The sequence below is a fragment of the Dictyoglomus sp. DH genome, assembly GCF_055181375.1.
The window spans coordinates 522,649-540,605 of the sequence record NZ_CM143706.1; the positions used below are offsets into that span (position 1 = coordinate 522,649).

At 32.2% G+C, this 17,957-nt stretch carries 17 protein-coding genes; 13 read left to right on the forward strand and 4 right to left on the reverse strand.

The window, feature by feature from the left end; genetic code table 11:
- Positions 1-6: 6 nt before the first annotated feature.
- From ACY3JJ_RS02430 to ACY3JJ_RS02460, 7 genes are read left to right on the forward strand one after another with little or no spacing between them, the layout of a single operon-like run.
- Complete coding sequence (locus tag ACY3JJ_RS02430) at positions 7-1,011, forward strand: pectate lyase family protein (RefSeq protein WP_463092211.1); 1,005 nt, start codon at positions 7-9, stop codon at positions 1,009-1,011.
- Between the two features lie 13 nt (positions 1,012-1,024).
- A complete protein-coding gene (locus ACY3JJ_RS02435; RefSeq protein WP_463092212.1) occupies positions 1,025-2,170 on the forward strand; it encodes a hypothetical protein in 1,146 nt (381 codons plus the stop codon).
- Positions 2,171-2,193: 23 nt separating this feature from the next.
- Complete coding sequence (locus ACY3JJ_RS02440; RefSeq protein ID WP_463092213.1) at positions 2,194-3,156, forward strand: sugar kinase; 963 nt, start codon at positions 2,194-2,196, stop codon at positions 3,154-3,156.
- Positions 3,153-3,914, forward strand: a complete 762-nt coding sequence (locus ACY3JJ_RS02445) for an IclR family transcriptional regulator (RefSeq protein WP_463092214.1) — start codon at positions 3,153-3,155, stop codon at positions 3,912-3,914. The genes ACY3JJ_RS02440 and ACY3JJ_RS02445 overlap by 4 nt, the downstream gene beginning before the upstream one ends.
- A 14-nt stretch (positions 3,915-3,928) precedes the next feature.
- Positions 3,929-5,098, forward strand: coding sequence for a 4Fe-4S binding protein (locus ACY3JJ_RS02450; protein WP_463092215.1), 1,170 nt, complete (start codon positions 3,929-3,931; stop codon positions 5,096-5,098).
- A complete protein-coding gene (locus tag ACY3JJ_RS02455; RefSeq protein ID WP_463092216.1) occupies positions 5,085-6,872 on the forward strand; it encodes an FAD-binding protein in 1,788 nt (595 codons plus the stop codon). The genes ACY3JJ_RS02450 and ACY3JJ_RS02455 overlap by 14 nt, the downstream gene beginning before the upstream one ends.
- Positions 6,862-7,953, forward strand: a complete 1,092-nt coding sequence (locus ACY3JJ_RS02460) for a zinc-binding dehydrogenase (protein ID WP_463092217.1) — start codon at positions 6,862-6,864, stop codon at positions 7,951-7,953. Before ACY3JJ_RS02455 ends, ACY3JJ_RS02460 begins: the two co-directional genes overlap by 11 nt.
- A gap of 29 nt (positions 7,954-7,982) precedes the next feature.
- Here ACY3JJ_RS02460 and ACY3JJ_RS02465 read toward each other — a convergent pair whose 3' ends face one another.
- Positions 7,983-8,174: a YgaP family membrane protein gene (locus ACY3JJ_RS02465; protein ID WP_463092218.1), complete on the reverse strand. Its 192-nt coding sequence runs from the start codon at positions 8,172-8,174 to the stop codon at positions 7,983-7,985.
- An 847-nt stretch (positions 8,175-9,021) separates the two neighbouring features.
- Between ACY3JJ_RS02465 and ACY3JJ_RS02470 the strand changes: the two genes are divergently transcribed.
- Positions 9,022-9,888 (forward strand): hypothetical protein, encoded by an 867-nt coding sequence (locus ACY3JJ_RS02470; protein ID WP_463092219.1) that lies wholly within the window; start codon positions 9,022-9,024, stop codon positions 9,886-9,888.
- Positions 9,889-9,930: 42 nt separating this feature from the next.
- Here ACY3JJ_RS02470 and ACY3JJ_RS02475 read toward each other — a convergent pair whose 3' ends face one another.
- Positions 9,931-10,074, reverse strand: coding sequence for a hypothetical protein (locus ACY3JJ_RS02475; RefSeq protein ID WP_463092220.1), 144 nt, complete (start codon positions 10,072-10,074; stop codon positions 9,931-9,933).
- 221 nt (positions 10,075-10,295) lie between these two features.
- Between ACY3JJ_RS02475 and ACY3JJ_RS02480 the strand changes: the two genes are divergently transcribed.
- Together ACY3JJ_RS02480 and ACY3JJ_RS02485 are read left to right on the forward strand one after the other, a co-directional pair.
- Positions 10,296-10,712: a threonine aldolase family protein gene (locus tag ACY3JJ_RS02480; protein ID WP_463092221.1), complete on the forward strand. Its 417-nt coding sequence runs from the start codon at positions 10,296-10,298 to the stop codon at positions 10,710-10,712.
- 28 nt (positions 10,713-10,740) lie between these two features.
- A complete protein-coding gene (locus ACY3JJ_RS02485; RefSeq protein ID WP_463092222.1) occupies positions 10,741-11,334 on the forward strand; it encodes a threonine aldolase family protein in 594 nt (197 codons plus the stop codon).
- On the opposite strand, the gene ACY3JJ_RS02490 is transcribed toward ACY3JJ_RS02485, so the two are convergent.
- Positions 11,320-11,733, reverse strand: coding sequence for a ribonuclease toxin HepT-like protein (locus ACY3JJ_RS02490; RefSeq protein WP_463092572.1), 414 nt, complete (start codon positions 11,731-11,733; stop codon positions 11,320-11,322). The genes ACY3JJ_RS02485 and ACY3JJ_RS02490 overlap by 15 nt on opposite strands.
- Positions 11,734-11,787: 54 nt before the next feature.
- Positions 11,788-12,171, reverse strand: coding sequence for a nucleotidyltransferase family protein (locus ACY3JJ_RS02495; RefSeq protein ID WP_463092223.1), 384 nt, complete (start codon positions 12,169-12,171; stop codon positions 11,788-11,790).
- A 70-nt stretch (positions 12,172-12,241) separates the two neighbouring features.
- Here ACY3JJ_RS02495 and ACY3JJ_RS02500 point away from each other — a divergent pair, with 70 nt between their 5' ends.
- The 3 genes from ACY3JJ_RS02500 (at position 12,242) to yicI (ending at position 17,934) form a co-directional block, all read left to right on the forward strand.
- On the forward strand, positions 12,242-12,658 hold the full coding sequence (locus ACY3JJ_RS02500; protein WP_463083226.1) for a secondary thiamine-phosphate synthase enzyme YjbQ: 417 nt from the start codon (positions 12,242-12,244) through the stop codon (positions 12,656-12,658).
- Positions 12,659-12,773: 115 nt separating this feature from the next.
- Positions 12,774-15,593, forward strand: a complete 2,820-nt coding sequence (locus ACY3JJ_RS02505; RefSeq protein WP_463092224.1) for a glycoside hydrolase family 3 C-terminal domain-containing protein — start codon at positions 12,774-12,776, stop codon at positions 15,591-15,593.
- A gap of 13 nt (positions 15,594-15,606) precedes the next feature.
- Positions 15,607-17,934, forward strand: a complete 2,328-nt coding sequence (gene yicI, locus ACY3JJ_RS02510) for an alpha-xylosidase (RefSeq protein ID WP_463092225.1) — start codon at positions 15,607-15,609, stop codon at positions 17,932-17,934.
- Positions 17,935-17,957: the final 23 nt, after the last annotated feature.

Here is a 17,957-nt window from a genome sequence, read left to right on the forward strand (position 1 = left end):
AGAGTCATGAAGAAGCTTTTTATTCTATTACTAATCTTTGGTTTATTAATGAGTTTTGGTTTTTCTCAAGAAAATATAGATGAAACTATACTTACTCTTAATGATAATCCAGTAGGTTTTGGAGCAGGAACAACAGGTGGGCAAGGTGGAAAAGTTGTAACTGTTGATAATATTAATGATTTTAAAAAGTATGCACAAGATAAAGATCCATATATTATTCTTGTAAAAGGAATTATAGATACTAGTAAAGAACAGGGTCAGATTACTATTGAATCTAATAAGACTATTATTGGTATAACAGAAGATGCAGGTATTGTTGGCTGGGGCTTATATTTAAAAGGAGTAAGTAATGTAATTATCAGAAACTTAACCATTAAAAATACTTTTGAAAATCCTAAAAATGATGCCATAACTGTTGAAAACTCTAAAAACGTTTGGATAGATCACTGCACATTATCTAGTGAGATGATTGTGGTACCAGAAAGAGAAAAAGAAAAGGATAAGGTTGATGCATTATTAGATATTATCAAAGGATCTCAAGGAGTCACTGTTTCATGGAATATTTTTGAGAATAGTTGGAAATGTACTCAAGTAGGTAGTAGTGATAGCTCTACGGTAGATGTAGATGCAAGGGTAACTTATCACCATAATATCTTTAGAAATACTAATTCAAGAAATCCTTCTGTAAGATTTGGGGTTGTCCATATCTTTAATAACTATTATAAAAATATACTTCTTTATGGTATTGCATCCAGAATGGGGGCAAAAGTTATTGTAGAAAATAACTATTTTGAGAATGTGAAAATTCCAATGACTACTCAGTTTGAAAGTCCACAGGATGGGTATATAAAAGAGTCTAATAATTTTTACTGGGAATGTGGAGAAAGTAATATAACTCAAGAATTGGAGGACTTTAATATTCCTTATGAATATGAATTAGATGAAGCTGATGTGGTTCCATATTTATTGGAAAATGGTGCAGGGGCAGGAAAGAGGGTGCTTTTACCTTAAAGGAATGATTTTTATGAAAAATTTTCTCATTTTTTCTTTATTCTTCTTAATGCTTTTTATCATTTCTTTTTCTCAGGAAAATGAGAAGTTAGATTTTGGGCAGGGTGTATATGGTGGAGAGAAAGGTGAAAAAGGTTATGGAATAGTTAAAGGTAAAGATGGATATATTCTTGTAGGAGAGACTTCATCTTTTGGTAGTGGAGGGAAAGATGTTTATATTCTTAAGATAGACAGAAAAGGGGAAAAAGTTTTGGAGAAATTTTATGGCGGGTCTAAGGATGATTGTGCCTATTCTATAAATGAGGCAGAGGATGGATATCTTGTTGTTGGTGGTACCAGATCTTTGGGAGCAGGAAATAGTGATGTATATGTGTTAAAGATAGACGAAAATGGAAATCTTTTATGGCAGAAAACTTTTGGAGATAAAGGTTTTGAAGAGGTTTGGAAATTGTCAAAGGATTCTGATGGTAATTTTGTAATGGTTGGAAGAACTAATTCTATGGGAAAAGGGCAATATGATCTTTATCTATTAAAAATCGATGGTAAGGGTAATAAGCTTTGGGAAAAAGCATTTGGAGATAAAATGAGCGAATATGGATATGATGTGGTGTCAGATAGGGATAGTTATGTGGCTGTAGGAATATCAAATTCATTTTCAGAATCTCAGGATATCTATGTGGTTAAGGTAGATAGAGAGGGAAATTTGGTTTGGGAGAAGGTTTTTGGGGGAAAGGGATTTGATTATGCATACAGTATTACTTCTTGCAGGGATGGTTATGTGATTGTTGGAAACTCCAATTCTTTTTCTGATAATCCTGATCTATATGTAATAAAGATAGATAAAAATGGAAACAAAATATGGGAGAAAACTTATGGTGGTAAAGGTTATGAGACGGGCTTCCTTATTATGCCTTCTAAAGATGAAAAGGGATATTTGATAGTAGGCGGATCTAATTCTAAAGGGGCAGGAAATAGTGATGTATATGTGGTGAAGATTAATGAGGATGGGGATCTTATTTGGGAGAAGTTTTTTGGTGGAGCGGATTTGGATGAGGGTTGGGGAGCTATATATGATCTTGATTATGTAGTGATCGTAGGTAGATCTGAGTCTTTTAGTACTGCTAATAGTGAGATGTATGTAGTAAAGTTTAGGGAATAAATCCATAGAAAGAGGGAGGAAATATGGTGGATATTATTTCTTATGGTGAGGTGATGGTAAGAATCACCCCCGAGAGGTATCGTACTTTTCTAAGTAGCAATACTTGGAATGTGGAGATAGGCGGTACAGAGGCTAACGTTCTTATCTCTCTTTCTTTGTTGGGATTAAGGACTGAGTTTATATCATTTTTTCCTAACAACTTTTTAGGATATAGGGCTCTAAGTGAGCTTAGAAAATATGGTGTTGGAACAAATAGGGTTAGGCTTATATCAGAAGGAAGAATGGGAATGTATTTTGTGGAGCTTCATCATAGAACAAAAGGCATAAAAGTGCTTTATGATAGAAAAAATTCTTCTTTTTCCTTAACTCCTCTTTCTGATAGTGATCTTGATTATCTAAAAAAAGCCAAACTTATTCATCTTACTGGAATAACTCCAAGTTTAAGTGAGATATGTAAAAATAATGTGATAAAGATCTGTACATCCAAAAAAGAGAGTCAAAAATTATCCTTTGATGTAAATTTTAGACAAAAGTTATGGGGTGTAGAAGAATGTCGTAGATTCTTAGATATAGTGATTCCCTTTGTAGATATACTTTTTATTAAGAAAGAAGATTACAAGTTACTCTTTGGAAATAATGTAGAAGATGATAAAATTTTATATAATCTTCAGAAGAGGTTTGGAAAGGAAAAAATTTATGTCCTTACAAGAGGGAAAGAAGGATGTTCTGTACTTTATGGGGATAAATATTTTCTTCAAAAGGCTTTATCTACAGATATGGTAGATAGAATTGGGGCGGGAGATGCATTTGTTGCTGGTTTTCTCTATGGGTATTTAAAGGGTAAAACTCTTGAAGAATGTGCCAAATATGGAAATATATTAGCATCACTAAAGATGAGTGTATTTGGTGACTTTTTAGCATTGGATGAAGAGACTTTAGAAGGGTTTTTAGAATCTTTTAATAATGAATGGAGTGTAGAAAGATGAAATCTAAAATAGGTATTGGATCTGCAGGGCAAACTTTAGATATTCTTGAATATATAATTTTGGCTGGAAGAGAGGTTTCTTTAAAAGAGATATCGGAAGAGATTGGGCTTCACATATCTACTGTACATCGTTATCTGTCAACTTTAATTGATAAGGGATATGTTAGAAAGACACCTTCTGGATTATATAAGCCAGGATTTAGAATTCTTGAACTTTCTTCCTATATTCTTCAAAGTCTTGATTTAAGAGATATTGCTCGTCCTTACCTTATTGAGTTAATGGAGAACACAAAGCAGACAGTACATTTAACTATAAAAGATGGATATGAAGGAGTATATATTGACAAAGTAGAAGGTCCAGGGACTCTTCCTATGATGTCAAGAATAGGTATGAGAATGCCTCTTTATTCAACAAGTTTTGGTAAAGTTCTTCTTGCTTTTAGCTCCGACGATTATATAGAGGATTATCTTAAGAAGGTACCTTTGATTCCAAGAACAGATAAAACTATTACAGACCCTAATAAATTAAGAGAAGAATTGCAGAAGGTTAGGAAACAAGGATATGCTTTTGATAATGAGGAGAATGAAAGAGGAATAAAGTGTATTGGTGCTCCTATCTTTGATTTTTCTCAGAGGGTTGTAGCTGCAGTCTCTATATCTGGATACTACTTATCGGTAGAGGAAAATAAAGATATGTATCTCTCTGAACTTTTGAAAACTTGCGAGAAAATATCTAATGCTTTAAGGGGTAAGAAATAAAGGAGGAAATTTGTATGGACTTATCTTGCAATTATGTAGGATTGAAGCTTAAAAATCCTATTATTATTGCGTCTTCAGGACTTACAGAAAATGTTAAAAATATGAAAAAATGTGAAGAAAATGGAGCAGGAGCGGTGGTGGTAAAATCTCTTTTTGAGGAAGAAATATGTAGGATATCACCTACTCCTCGATTTGATATAATAAATAGGACCATGGGACCTCTTAGATCTCAGACATTTTATTCCTTTGAGCAGGCAAGCCCTTTTGGTCCTGAAGAATATTTTAAGGAGATTAGTAAGGCCTTAAATACCTTATCCATACCAGTAATCCCCAGTATAAATTGTATAACCGATGAGGGTTGGTTTAAATATTCAAAGATGGCGGAAGAAGTAGGTGCTCCTGCTCTTGAACTTAATGTCTCTTGTCCTCATGCATCCATATCCTTTAGAGGACAAGATGTGGATGATACTATCTTGAGAGTGGCGAAAATGGTAAGAGAAAATGTAAATATTCCCATAATTGTAAAACTGCCTATGCAACTTTCATCTCCTCTGGCAATAGCTAAAATTTTGGAAGATATTGGGGTTAACGGAGTTGTTATGTTTAATAGGTTAACGGGTCTTGATATAGATCTTGATACAGAAAAGCCTATTTTACATGGTGGTTATGCTGGACATGGTGGTCCTTGGGCATTTAATTATGTTCTGAGATGGATTGCAACCTCTCGTCCTCATTTGAAATTATCAATTGCAGGCTCTGGAGGAGTGGGGAGTGGAGATGATGTGGCTAAGTATATACTAACTGGTGCTGATGTTGTTCAAATATGCAGTGTGGTCTATCTTATGGGTTATGAAATCATTTCAAAAATATTAGAAGGATTAAAGAGATTCATGGAGAAAAAGAATTATACAAGTCCTTCAGAGTTTAGGGGGAAAGTTTCAGGGAAGGTTATTCTTGGGAATAATGATATTGATAGAAGACATCTTTATGAAGCATATATAGATGAAAATCTTTGCACATCTTGTGGGATATGTAAGAAGGTATGTATTTATGATGCTCCAATCGATAAAAATGGAAAATATATTATTACTGATTTATGTGATGGTTGTGGTTTATGTGTAAAGCTTTGCCCTGTAAAAGCAATACGCATGATACCAAGGAGGAAAGACAATGAAAGTAATTAAGGGTGATGTGATAGTTATAGGTGCTGGAGGGGCAGGTCTTAGATCTGCTTTAACTGCTTATGAAAAAAATCCAAATTTGAAAATTATCTTATTATCTAAGAAACCAATCGGCAAAGGTGGCGTAACTGCTAATGCCTTTTCAGATAGAATGTCTTTTCATGCTACATTATCCTATACATTACCTATACAAAATAATTATATTTATCATGCTATGGATATATACAAGATTGGAGGAGAAGTATCGGATTACAATCTGGCTGAAATATTAGCTAAAAATAGCGAAGAAGCTGTTAACTATCTTATATCTATAGGGGTACCTTTTGTGAGAACCCACGATGGAAAGATTGATCAATTTCTTACCGATGGTTCTGAATATCCCAGGGCATGTTATGTAGGACCAAATACTTCTATTGAGATAGCTAAAGCGTTAGCTAAGAAGATAAGAGAAACAAATATTGAGACTTATGAAAATGTAATGGTTTATGATCTTATAGTCAAAGATAATAGAGTTGTTGGAGCAAAAGCTATAGATATGAGTACGCAAGAAAAAATAATTATTAAGGGAAAGGCTTTTGTGATTGCTACAGGTGGAGCAGGATCTTTATATCGTCAAAATGTATTTACTTCAGAAATGACAGGTGATGGATATGCAATATCTTTAAGAGCTGGGGCTCAAATGGTTAATATGGAGTTTATGCAGATTGGTATATGCCATCCTCAGATTCTCTTTGCTGAATCAGGAAGTATGTTTAGGGCATTGCCTAAAATAGTAGATGAAAATGGTAGAGAGTTTTTATTAGATTATCTTTCAGATGAAGATAAAACTAATCTTTGTGTTCTTGAGTTTAAAAAGGGAGCTCATTGGCCAGTATCTTACGAATCACCTACAAAGGTAATTGATTTGGCTGTCTCTCATCATATAAAACAAGGCCACAAAGTATATATGAATTTTATGGAAAATCCATCTTACTTATCTTATGAAAGTATTCCAGAAGAAATATTAAAGTGGAGTGAAAAGATTGGAAAAGAGATTTTTAAAGATACTACCCCCTATGAAAGGCTTAGATTAATAAATCCTTCAATTATTGAATGGCTGAAAAATTATAACATAGATCTTTCTAAGGAATTACTTCCCATACAAAATGCTCTTCAACATTTTCAAGGAGGGGTAAAAATAAGGGAAGATGCAAGAACAAGTTTGGAAGGGCTTTATGCTGCTGGAGAAGTAGCAGGGGGGCAACATGGTGCCAATCGTCCTGGGGGAAATTCACTCCTTGATACTCAAGTATTTGGTAAAATAGCTGGGGAAAATGCAGTTCAATATGCTTCTAAAGTAGATTTTGTAGATTTTAATTTGGATGAGGTGGAAGATAGAATTTCTCAAAGAGGTTTACCCTCAAGGTTAGTTAGGGAAAAGATCAGAGATATTGTATCTGAATATGGATTTTTAGTTAGAATGGAAGAAGATATTAAAAAAGGTATATCTTTAATAAAAGAAATTAAAAAAGAGGGTGTTTCCTTGGATGAGAATGGGATCTTCTATTACTATGAGACTTTAAATATGTTAGATATTGCGGAATTAATATTAAACGCTATTTTAATAAGGGATGAAAGTAGAGGTCCTCATTTAAGATTTAAAGAATTCAATCCCCCTATTATGGAGTTCCTTCCTAAAAGACCTGAATGGAATAAGTACATAATATTTTGTAAAAAAGATGGAGAGTTAAAATATGAAATAAAAGAACCTATAAGACCTAAAGACTATGAAGGCTAAGGTTGCAATTCTGGAAGAATTTAATAAACCCTTAGTTTTGAAAAGTATAGAGATACCTGAAATTCCTTCTGGTGGACTTTTAGTAAAATTAGTTGCATCAGGTGTTTGTGGATCAGATCTGCACATCATAGAAGGGAAAGATCCCAGAGTGCCTTTGCCTATAATTTTAGGTCATGAAGGGGTAGGAGAAGTAGTAGAAATTAATGGAGAAAAGAAGGATCTTAATGGGGTATCCTTAAGGAAAGGAGATCTAATTATTTGGAATAGAGGGGTTGTGTGTGAAGAATGTTTCTATTGTAAAGTGATAAAGGAGCCATTTTTATGTGAAAACCGAAAAGTTTATGGAATTAATAGATCTTTTTTAGAATACCCCTATCTTTTTGGAGCATTTAGTGAGTACATAATATTAGAAGAAAAAACTGAAGTCATAAAACTTTCTTTAAAAGTAGATCTAGAAACAATGGTGATAGCTGGTTGTTCAGGAGCTACAGCAGTTCATGCCTTTGACTATTTGAAGGATAACCTATTAGATAGTACTGTGGTGGTTCAAGGTGGAGGACCTTTGGGGCTTTTTACTGCTGCTTTAGCTAAGTATCGGGGAGCTAAAAATGTAGTGCTTATAACGGGAAGCCTAAAAAGAATAGAGGTAGCTCAAAAGATAGGTATTGATCTCATAATAAAAAGAGACGAGTTTACTGAGGAAGAAAGAATAAAAAAAGTATATGATATAACATACGGAAAAGGTGCAGATGTGGTAATTGAGGCTACTGGTTTTAATAGTGCTATAACTGAAGGAATAAAATTACTTAGAAAAGGTGGTACATATTTAATAATTGGAATTGCTACACCTCAAGATAAAATATCCATAGATTTTTATAATATCTCTTCAAAGAATTTGAATGTTCAAGGGGTATGGGTAAGTGATGCAAGACACTTTAGAAAGGCTGTAACATTCATAGAAAAACATGAGGATATTTTCAGAGAAATGATAACTCATAGGATATCCTTAGAAGAAATAAATGAAGGATTAAAACTTTTAAAAGAGAAAAAGGCAGGAAAGATAGTTATAAATAGATTTTAAAAGAGGGGGACTTTTCCCCTCTTAACTTATTAGGCAGTTGATTTGTTTATTAGCTTATAAAGAGGACAATATCTTATAGCTGCAGTAAATACTAAAATAAAACCTATTATGTGTAAGATTACACCCCATGCGGTTCCTGAAACGACTCCCCATTTTGTAAGATGAGGTAAAATCATACCAACGATCACCCTAATGATGGCGTCAGTCTTCCCGATGTTCATCCTTTCACCCCCTAATTAAGCTTTATTTTAATTATACTTATAAATTTATAGTCTGGCAATGTTTTGTAGAAGAAGGAAAATCTACCTTTTTATCAATTCTTTTCTTTCTTATTTTTTATACACATAAGGCTCTCTTATTTTAAACACCATTTATTTTTTTAACACTCTCGATTAGAGTTAATACTTAAATAATATGTGGTATAACAATTAACAAAAAATGTACGCAAATATAGATACGAAAGGAGTTTTTAAATATGAATATAACTGATAAAATCCTTTAATTTTCTTGGTTATTTTTTTTGTTTGTTAAGAAGTTTCACTAAGACGCAAGAAAGAGAAAGTGAATATTGAGTATTCTTCACATATACAAAAAACAATAATCCAGACGTTCTAATTATGTTTACAGAAACATTTTTTAGAATAGCAGATATTATGACAATAAAAGATAAAAATTATATATGATAAAGTGTTAAGTAAATGGGTCTTTTATCTTTTTTTATTATAGTAGAGTATTAAATTTCGTTATGGTGCCACATCTTTAAGATTGTACATTAGTGATTTCTTTAATGATGGTGTAATTAGTTTTATAAAATAGATTGATTTTGACTTTGAAATAAAATACTCATTAAGGATGATAGAACTTTTGGGGAAGGAGTTAATGCTATAGTAATTCATTACTCTATTTTTGGTATAAATTTTAAGGATGAAATGATATCCATATATTTTTTTGGGTTATAATTTAATATGTTAGGAATTTAAAACTAAAAATGGGGGGTTAACATGAAGAAAATTAGATTTTTTAAACTTTTTATTCTCTTTTTATTTTTACTATCTTTAAATTTTAATTATGCAAGTTTTCTTCAAGAGTACTAGCCAAACAAAAGATGATAAAACATATACTATAATAGAAGCATTAGGAAAAGGATTAATTGAGGTAGATGTGAAAGGTGCTGGGCTTGAAAAGGTTAAAATTTATATAAGAAAGAAAACAACAGAACCGATTTTAATAGTGATACCAGTAGGAACATTTTTTGAGAGTAAAGGAGATTATCAAAGTATGATTTCCATAGATGAAAAGGTTGTTGATTTAAGAAGGGAAAAAGATTCAACAATAGAAATTTCAGCTTCTTGTGTTGACTTTGAGAAAGATGTGCCTGCCAGTGATCAAGATTTTAATATTTTGATATATTCTGGAACTGATGAATTGGCAAAACTCATGAAAATCATAGAGAAGGAAAAAACCTCAAAGGTTGTGGCACAAGTTGCTATATGGATTGTAAGGAATAATATATCAAGAGAAGAATTAGACAAAGTTTATAGAGTAAATATTTATAGGTTAGGAATACTTATAGCTAATAAACCTGCAGCCTCAAATGAGGATGTGATTTTAGCTATAGATTTGATTGAGAAAGCAGGTATTGATGTTAATCAAAAAAGAATAGTGAAGGAAAAAATATCACTATTAAAGGGATTAGGAAGTATGGATAGAAAAATAGTAGAGTATTCCGCAAAACTTTTGGGATATAAGGGAGAAAAAAATCTTAATGAATATGTTATAGAAGTTCTTATTAATCATTTAAAAGATAAAGATATGAAAGTGAGAAAAACAGCTGTGGAAGTTCTGAAAGAAATAACGAAACAAGATTTTGGAGAATATTATGAAAAATGGATGGAATGGTGGGAAAATAATAAAGAGAGTTTTTTAAAAAAGTAAGTTTTGTAATGCGAGTAGAATAGAAATATTTATAAAAATTTTTTAAGTGTAATTATTCATATATCCTAAGGCTATGGTTCTTAGTAAGATAGGTACCACTTTTAAAAAGGCGGATAATATCTTGGTAAGAAGTCCTGCAAGTCTTGATAAGTCTTCTAAAAGTATAACAAGAATCTTTCCATTCATACCTATACTAAAGCTTGGTGTAAAGAAGTTCCAAGTATCCTACCATCTTTTCAATTATTTTTTTCAAATACAATTTTCACAAGTTCTCTTGCTTTTTATGTAAATCTCTGTTCCTTATTTGGAAACAGAACATCATTTTTTATTTACATTTTAAAATTCAAGATAATATAATAGTTATAAATTTCTAAAAGAATAACATATAAGGGAGAGGTGAATAAAATTTGAAGATTATTGATTTAAGAAGTGATACTGTTACAAAGCCTACAGAAGAGATGAGAAAGGCTATGTATTTGGCTGAAGTAGGTGATGATGGGTATGGTGAAGATCCTACAATAAATCTATTAGAAAAAAAGGCTGCAGAGCTTTTAGGTAAGGAGTCTGCTCTTTTTGTAGTCTCAGGAACTATGGGGAATCAAGTGGCTCTTCTTTCTTGGACATCAAGAGGAGACGAAGTTATACTTGAAGCAGAATCTCATATGTACTATTATGAGGCAGGAGGAATGGCAGGAAATGCTGGGGTGCAACCCTTTCTCATTCAAGGTGAGGATGGAATCATGCCTATAGAAAAGATTAGGAAAGCGATCAGACCACAAGGAAAGGTATTTCCGAAAACTTCTTATTTCCGAAAACTTCTTTAATTGTTTTAGAAAATACTCACAATAGGACTTGAGGAAAGGTACTTTCTTTAGATTATATGAATTAAGTAGAGAATATAACATACCTATTCATCTTGATGGAGCAAGGATTTTTAAGGCTTCTATATACTTAAAAATTCCACCAAAGGAGATAGCAAAATATGCTGATTCTGTGATGTTTTGCCTTTCCAAAGGACTTTCTTGCCCTATGGGTTCTCTTCTTGTGGGGCCATCTGATTTTATTGAAAGGGCAAGAAAAAATAGGCAAAGATTGGGTGGAGGTTTAAGGCAGGCTGGAGTTGTTGCTGCTTGTGGTCTTTGGGCTTTAGATAATATGATAGATCGCTTAGAGGAAGACCATAAAAAGGCTTATGATTTATATGAGTTTCTCAAAACTATACCAATTTTTAACATTAAAAAGCCAGAAACCAATATTTTAAAGGTAAAAATAAAAAATGGTTTTAAGGCTTCTGATTTGATTAAAAGGTTCAAAGACTATGGACTACTTGCTTCAAGTTTTGATGAAGAGACTTTAAGATTTGTGACTCACAAGGATGTATCCTTTGATGATATTGAGGAGGCAAAAAATATTATAGAAAGAGTGGTAAACTTAATGCATTTCTAAGAAATTGCAAAAATCTAAGAGATACTTTTTAGTTTCCTCCCATATTATAGGAAGATTTGTTATAAGATCTCTTATCTTTTCAGGTTTTAGCTTATAGGCGTATATATTTCTAACAACATGTCTAAAAGCTCTGTAGTTTTCAAGTTTTTCTCTGAGCTCTTTAGAAATAATTGCAGGTCTTACATAAGGAATTTCTATAGACATTTGGAGTAAAAGTTCTTTGTGCCAATCTGGTGTTTCTATGATTTTACCATCTATCTCTTTAGCGATTAAACTAAAAACTCTCTCTAAACCACTATAAAAGTTATAAAGGTTTAGTGCTACACTATCTATATATAGCGAATCTTCTTCTTTAATTAATTCCCATGCTTTTTGTGCTCTTTTTATTGTTTCTTCTATTTATTTCTATAATTTCATTTTTTATCCTACTTGAAATTAATAAATACATTTTTTTCATAGTAATATACCTTCTCTCTCAAGACTAAGTCTAATTTCTTCTTCACAGCTATCTAAATCAATAATATCTATTTTAAAATCTGTGTTTAAAGATAAAACTTCAGATATTGCTTTAAAATAATCTTTATCAGATATTCCTGCTACAGCTAAATCTATATCAGACCATTTTGTAAATAATTCTTTATCTTTAAGAGATCCCACTAATAATACTTTTTTAGCTTTATATTTTTTATAAAGAATTTCGGAGATTTCTTTTGCTAAATTTAATGCCTTTTCATATCTTATTTCTAATAGTATTTTTTCTTCTTCCTCGAGTTTTTTTCGGGCTTCTATATATTTTCTTTTTTCTTCAAGGGATAAATCTCTAAAGGTTTTGTTCATTTCCCAATACTCCTTTATAAATTTGTAATATAATTATAGCATTTTTATAATTTAAGGAGGGATCAAAGGTATGAAGACCTATAGAAAAGAATTGTGGTTTAATCTTCCAACAAGAAGGGGGTTTGTGAATATCACAGATACCTTGCAAAAATGTGTAGATGAGAGTGGAATTAAAGAGGGACTTCTTCTTTGTAATGCTATGCATATTACTGCAAGTGTTTTTATCAATGATGATGAACCAGGGCTTTTAAAAGATTTTGAAATATGGTTAGAAAAGCTTGCTCCTGAGAAACCATATAATCAATATTACCACAATGTAGGTGAAAATAATGCTGATGCTCATTTAAAGCGTACTATCATGGGAAGAGAAGTAGTGATAGCTATTACTGATGGTAAGCTTGATTTAGGACCTTGGGAGCAGGTTTTTTATGGTGAGTTTGATGGGATGAGAAGAAAGAGAGTACTTGTAAAAATAATTGGTGAATAGTTATTTATACTATAAATTTAACTCAAATTAGTAAAATCTTGCAATTTATTATTTTCATTTATCATTATATAATCCTAAATTAAAATTATTTTGTTAAGGAGGCTTTAAATATTTTATGGCGGATGAATATATTTTTAAAGACTCCTCTCTTCCTATCGATGAGAGAGTAAGAAATCTTCTCTCTCTACTTACTCTTGAAGAAAAGATTAAATTGCTTCCTACTCGGCAAGCTGAAATATCCAGATTAAATATAAGAGAGTTTCATATAGGTGGAGAGTCCGCTCATGGTATAGCTTGGATGGGAAAAGCCACTGTGTTTCCCCAGCCTATAGGTCTTGTATCATCTTTTGATAGAGATCTTATGAAAAAGATAGGAGAAGTGGTCTCATTAGAAGCTCGAGCCTACTACTATATGAGGGGAAAGATTGGGGGACTTATGCTTTGGGCTCCTACTGTAGATATGGAGAGAGATCCAAGATGGGGTAGGATGGAAGAAGGTTATGGTGAAGATCCTTATCTTGCTGGAGAAATGGCAAGCGCATATATAAAGGGTATGCAAGGAGATGATGAAGTATATCTTAAAACCGCAATGACTCCTAAGCACTTCTTTGCTAATAATAATGAGAAGGATAGAGATAAATTTTCTGCCAATATTGATCTCAGAAATATGTATGAGTATTACTTAGATGTTTTTAGAAGGGTTATAGAAAAGGGAAAGGCAACAGGTATAATGACCGCTTATAATGCTGTAAATGGTATACCTTGTATAGTAAATCCAATAGTAAAGAAGGTTTTAAAAGAAAAATTTGGATTAAGTGGATATGTAGTAACTGATGCTGCAGATTTTAGCCAAACAGTTACCTCACATAAAACTTTTGATAATCATTACGAGACAATGGCTTATGCTCTGAAAGCTGGAATTGATGCTTTTACTGATGATCCTAATCTTGTTATTGAATCTGCATGGAAAGCTCTTGAGATGGGCTTAATAACTGAAGAGGATATTGATAGGGCTGTCTTTAATACTCTTCGTGTAAGATTTAGACTTGGTGAATTTGATGAAGAAATAAGTAAAAAATTTTATGTATCTCCTAACAAAATATGTGATAAAGAACATTCCCAGCTTGCGTATCAATCCGCTCTTGAGTCTATTGTTCTTTTAAAGAATCAAAATAAATTTCTTCCTATAGTTAAAGGGAAGATTAATAAAGTAGCAGTTATAGGTCCTTTAGCAAACAAAAACTATAATGATTGGTATAGTGGTACTTATCCATATAAAGTTTCTATTCTCCAAGGAATAGTAAATAGACTAAGCGATAAGGAAATAAAATATTGCGATTCCTATGATATTATTGCAATAAAATCGTTAAAAAATAATAAATATTTGAGAGTTATAGAATCAGAGATCAGTCCTGTATGGGCTATAAGCGAAGAAATTAGCCCAAAGGAAAAATTTAAATTTATAGATTGGGGATGGGGCAATAAAAGTCTGCAATCTTTAGCAAATAACAAATATTTAACTTGTGATGATTCTAATTTTTCTATCCTATCTGCATCAGAAGAAGTATTTGGGTGGTTTGTAAAGGAACTTTTCCAAATAGATTCCTTAGGAGATGGTACCTTCTATATTAAGACTTGGCATGGAAAATATCTTTATATAGATGAAGAGAATGGAAATTTGATTAAATTCAAAGATAGTTTTGAAAACCTTCCAGAGGAAAAATTTATAATTGAGAAATTAGAAGATGGTATAGAAAAATCTTGCAGTATAGCAAAAGAATCAGACTTAGTAGTAATATGTGTAGGGAATAATCCTTTAGTAAATGGAAGAGAAGGAGAAGATAGAGTAGACATTGTTCTACCAGATCACCAAGAGAAACTTGTTAGAGAGATTTATAAAGTAAATCCCAACACAGTGCTTTTAATAATTAGCAGTTATCCTTACGCTATTAATTGGGCAAAAGAAAATATACCTGCTATTTTGTGGTCTTCCCATGGGGGACAAGAAATGGGAAATGCTATAGCAGATGTATTAATTGGAAATTATTCTCCGGCAGGAAGATTATGTATTACATGGTATAAATCTGTAAATGATATACCTCCCATGACAGATTATGATGTAATAAGGGGAAAGAGAACCTATATGTATTTTGATAGAGAACCACTTTTTCCTTTTGGACATGGACTTTCTTATACTGAATTTGAATATAGTAATTTATTTTTAAATTCTAAAAATTATGGAATAAAAGATGAAATAAAGCTTAGTTTTGAGATTAGAAATGTCGGAGATATGGATTCTGATGAGGTACCACAAGTTTATGTTAGAGCTATTAATTCAAAGATAAAAAGGCCAAAGCTTCAGTTAAAAGGTTTTCAAAGGATATTTATTCCAAAGGGAGAAAAGGTTAAGGTTGAATTTACAGTACCTGTTTCGGAGCTTTTTATATGGGATGTGAGAAAAGAGAAGTATTTAGTTGAGAAAGGAGAATACGAGATTTTAGTTGGTGCTTCATCAGAGGATATAAGATTAAGAGGAAGAATTTATTTGGAGGGAGAGGAAATTGAAGATAGAGATCCTTTTGAGAGAATAAAAGCTTTTAATTTTGATGAGGGATACAATTTAGTTTTCAATACAAAAAGAAATTGGGAAGAGACTTATGTAATTTTTCCTCAAGAAGACTCATGGATACTGTTTAAAGATTTGAATTTTAGTAAACCCTCTCGAAAGATAAAGATGGAGATATCTACTTCGAGAAATTCCAAAATGTTTTTATATTTTAGCAAAATTGATAAAGAATTTTCTTTTGATGTAATAGATACTTTTAATGAATGGAGAGAAATTGTTTTTATTTTAGATGAGAATATTTTAGGTAAACAAGATATGTATATAAGAGGAGAAAAGGAAGTAAAAATAAATTGGTTGAAATTTGAGTGAGGAGGATGATTTTATGAGATTTACTGATGGGCATTGGCGTATTAGAGAAGGTATAAGAATACATTATCCTTCCATGGTTTGGGATTACGAAGTTAAGGAAAAAGAAGTTATAGTATATGCACCTTGTACCTTTGTTAGAAATAGGGGAGAAACTCTATTTGGTCCTCTTTTAGAAATTCATTTTTCAGCTCCATTTCCTAATGTTATAGAGGTGATATCATATCATTTTAAAGGGGTGGTAGAGAAAGGACCATCTTTCGAGTTAAATAAAGATAAAAATTTTAAACCTGAGATATTAGATAAAGAGGATGTGATCATATTAAAGTCTGGAAATCTTACGGTTGAAATTAATAAAAAAGGAGTTTTCAAATATACCTTCTTCTGGAAAGATAAGAAATTGACGTCTTCTGGATTCAAGCATATGGCTTATGCTATTGATGAAAACAAGACTCCTTATATGGTAGAGCAATTAGATCTTTCTGTAGGGGAATTGGTATATGGCCTTGGAGAAAGATTTAGTCCTTTTATAAAAAATGGGCAACAGGTGGATATGTGGAATGCTGATGCAGGAACTATTTCAGATCAAACATATAAAAATATACCTTTTTATATAACAAATAGAGATTATGGAGTTTTTGTAAATCATCCAGAGAGGGTTTCTTTTGAGATAGCTACAGAGAATGTTGAAAGGGTGCAATTTAGTGTAAAGGGTGAAAAGATAAATTACTTTATAGTTGCAGGAGAAAATTTAAAGGAAGTAATTGAAAATTATACCCTTCTTACAGGAAGACCTGCTCTTCCTCCCACATGGTCTTTTGGACTTTGGCTTACAACATCTTTTATAACCAATTACGATGAAAAAACAGTAACAAGTTTTATCGATGGGATGAAGGAGAGAAATATACCTTTACATGTTTTCCATTTTGATTGTTTTTGGATGAAAGAATATCATTGGGTAGATTTTGAATGGGACCAAAGAGTGTTTCCAAATCCCGAAGATATGTTAAAAAGATTAAAAGATAGAGGCTTAAAGATATGTGTGTGGATTAATCCCTATATAGCTCAAAGATCAAAACTCTTTGAGGAAGGAAAAGAGAAGGGTTATCTCTTAAAGAAGCCTCACGGTGATGTATGGCAAACTGATGAGTGGCAACCGGGCATGGGAATTGTGGACTTTACAAATCCATCTGCAAGAAAATGGTATGCAGATAAGTTAAAAGAGCTTATTAGAATGGGTGTTGATGTTTTTAAGACAGATTTTGGAGAAAGGATACCCACAGATGTGGTTTATTATGATGGGTCAGATCCTGAAAAAATGCATAATTTTTATACATACCTATATAACAAGACTGTTTTTGAAACATTAAAGGAGGAGCTTGGAGAAGAAAATGCCATAGTATTTGCCAGGTCTGCTACCGCAGGAAGTCAGAAATTTCCAGTACATTGGGGTGGAGATTGTTTATCTACCTATGAGTCCATGGCAGAGACACTGAGGGGAGGACTTTCCTTAGGTCTTTGTGGATTTGGTTTTTGGAGTCATGATATTGCAGGGTTTGATAGTTCTGCTACTCCTGATCTTTATAAGAGATGGATAGCATTTGGACTTCTTTCTTCCCATTCAAGGCTTCATGGAAATCATGATTATAAAGTTCCATGGCTATATGATGAAGAAGCTGTAGATGTATTGAGATTTTTTGTAAATTTAAAATGCCAATTAATGCCTTATCTTTTTGCAAAAGCGGTAGAAGCAGTAAATAAAGGAATTCCAATGATGAGAGCTATGCTTCTTGAATTTGAAGAAGATCCTACTTGTCATTTCTTAGATAGACAATATATGCTTGGAGATTCTTTACTTGTAGCTCCCATATTCTCAGAAACTGGGGAAGTAGAATATTATCTTCCTAATGTGGGTATATGGACAAATCTTATAACAGGAGAGAGAAAAGAAGGGGGTAAGTGGTACAAAGAAAAGTATGATTATTTCTCTTTACCTCTTATGGCAAGACCTGGAAGCATAATTGCTATTGGGAATAATAAGGAAAGAACTGATTATGACTATGCAGATGGTGTGACTTTGTATGTTTTTGAACCTCAAGATGGGAAAGTATCAGTCTGTGAGGTATATAATCAGCAAAAAGAGGTAGAATTAAAGGTGAATTTATCAGAAGATAAAGATGAGATAGTAATAAATGTAGAAAAGGATTCTGGAAAGATGTTTTCTGTACTTTTATTTAATACATATGAGATAGAAAAGGTAGAAGGCGGTAGTTTAGAAAAGACAGATAAAGGTATATTAATTAAGCCAAATAAAGGTATAAAAGAAATAAAGATTAGATTTTAGAGAAAAGCCCCCTAAATAGAATA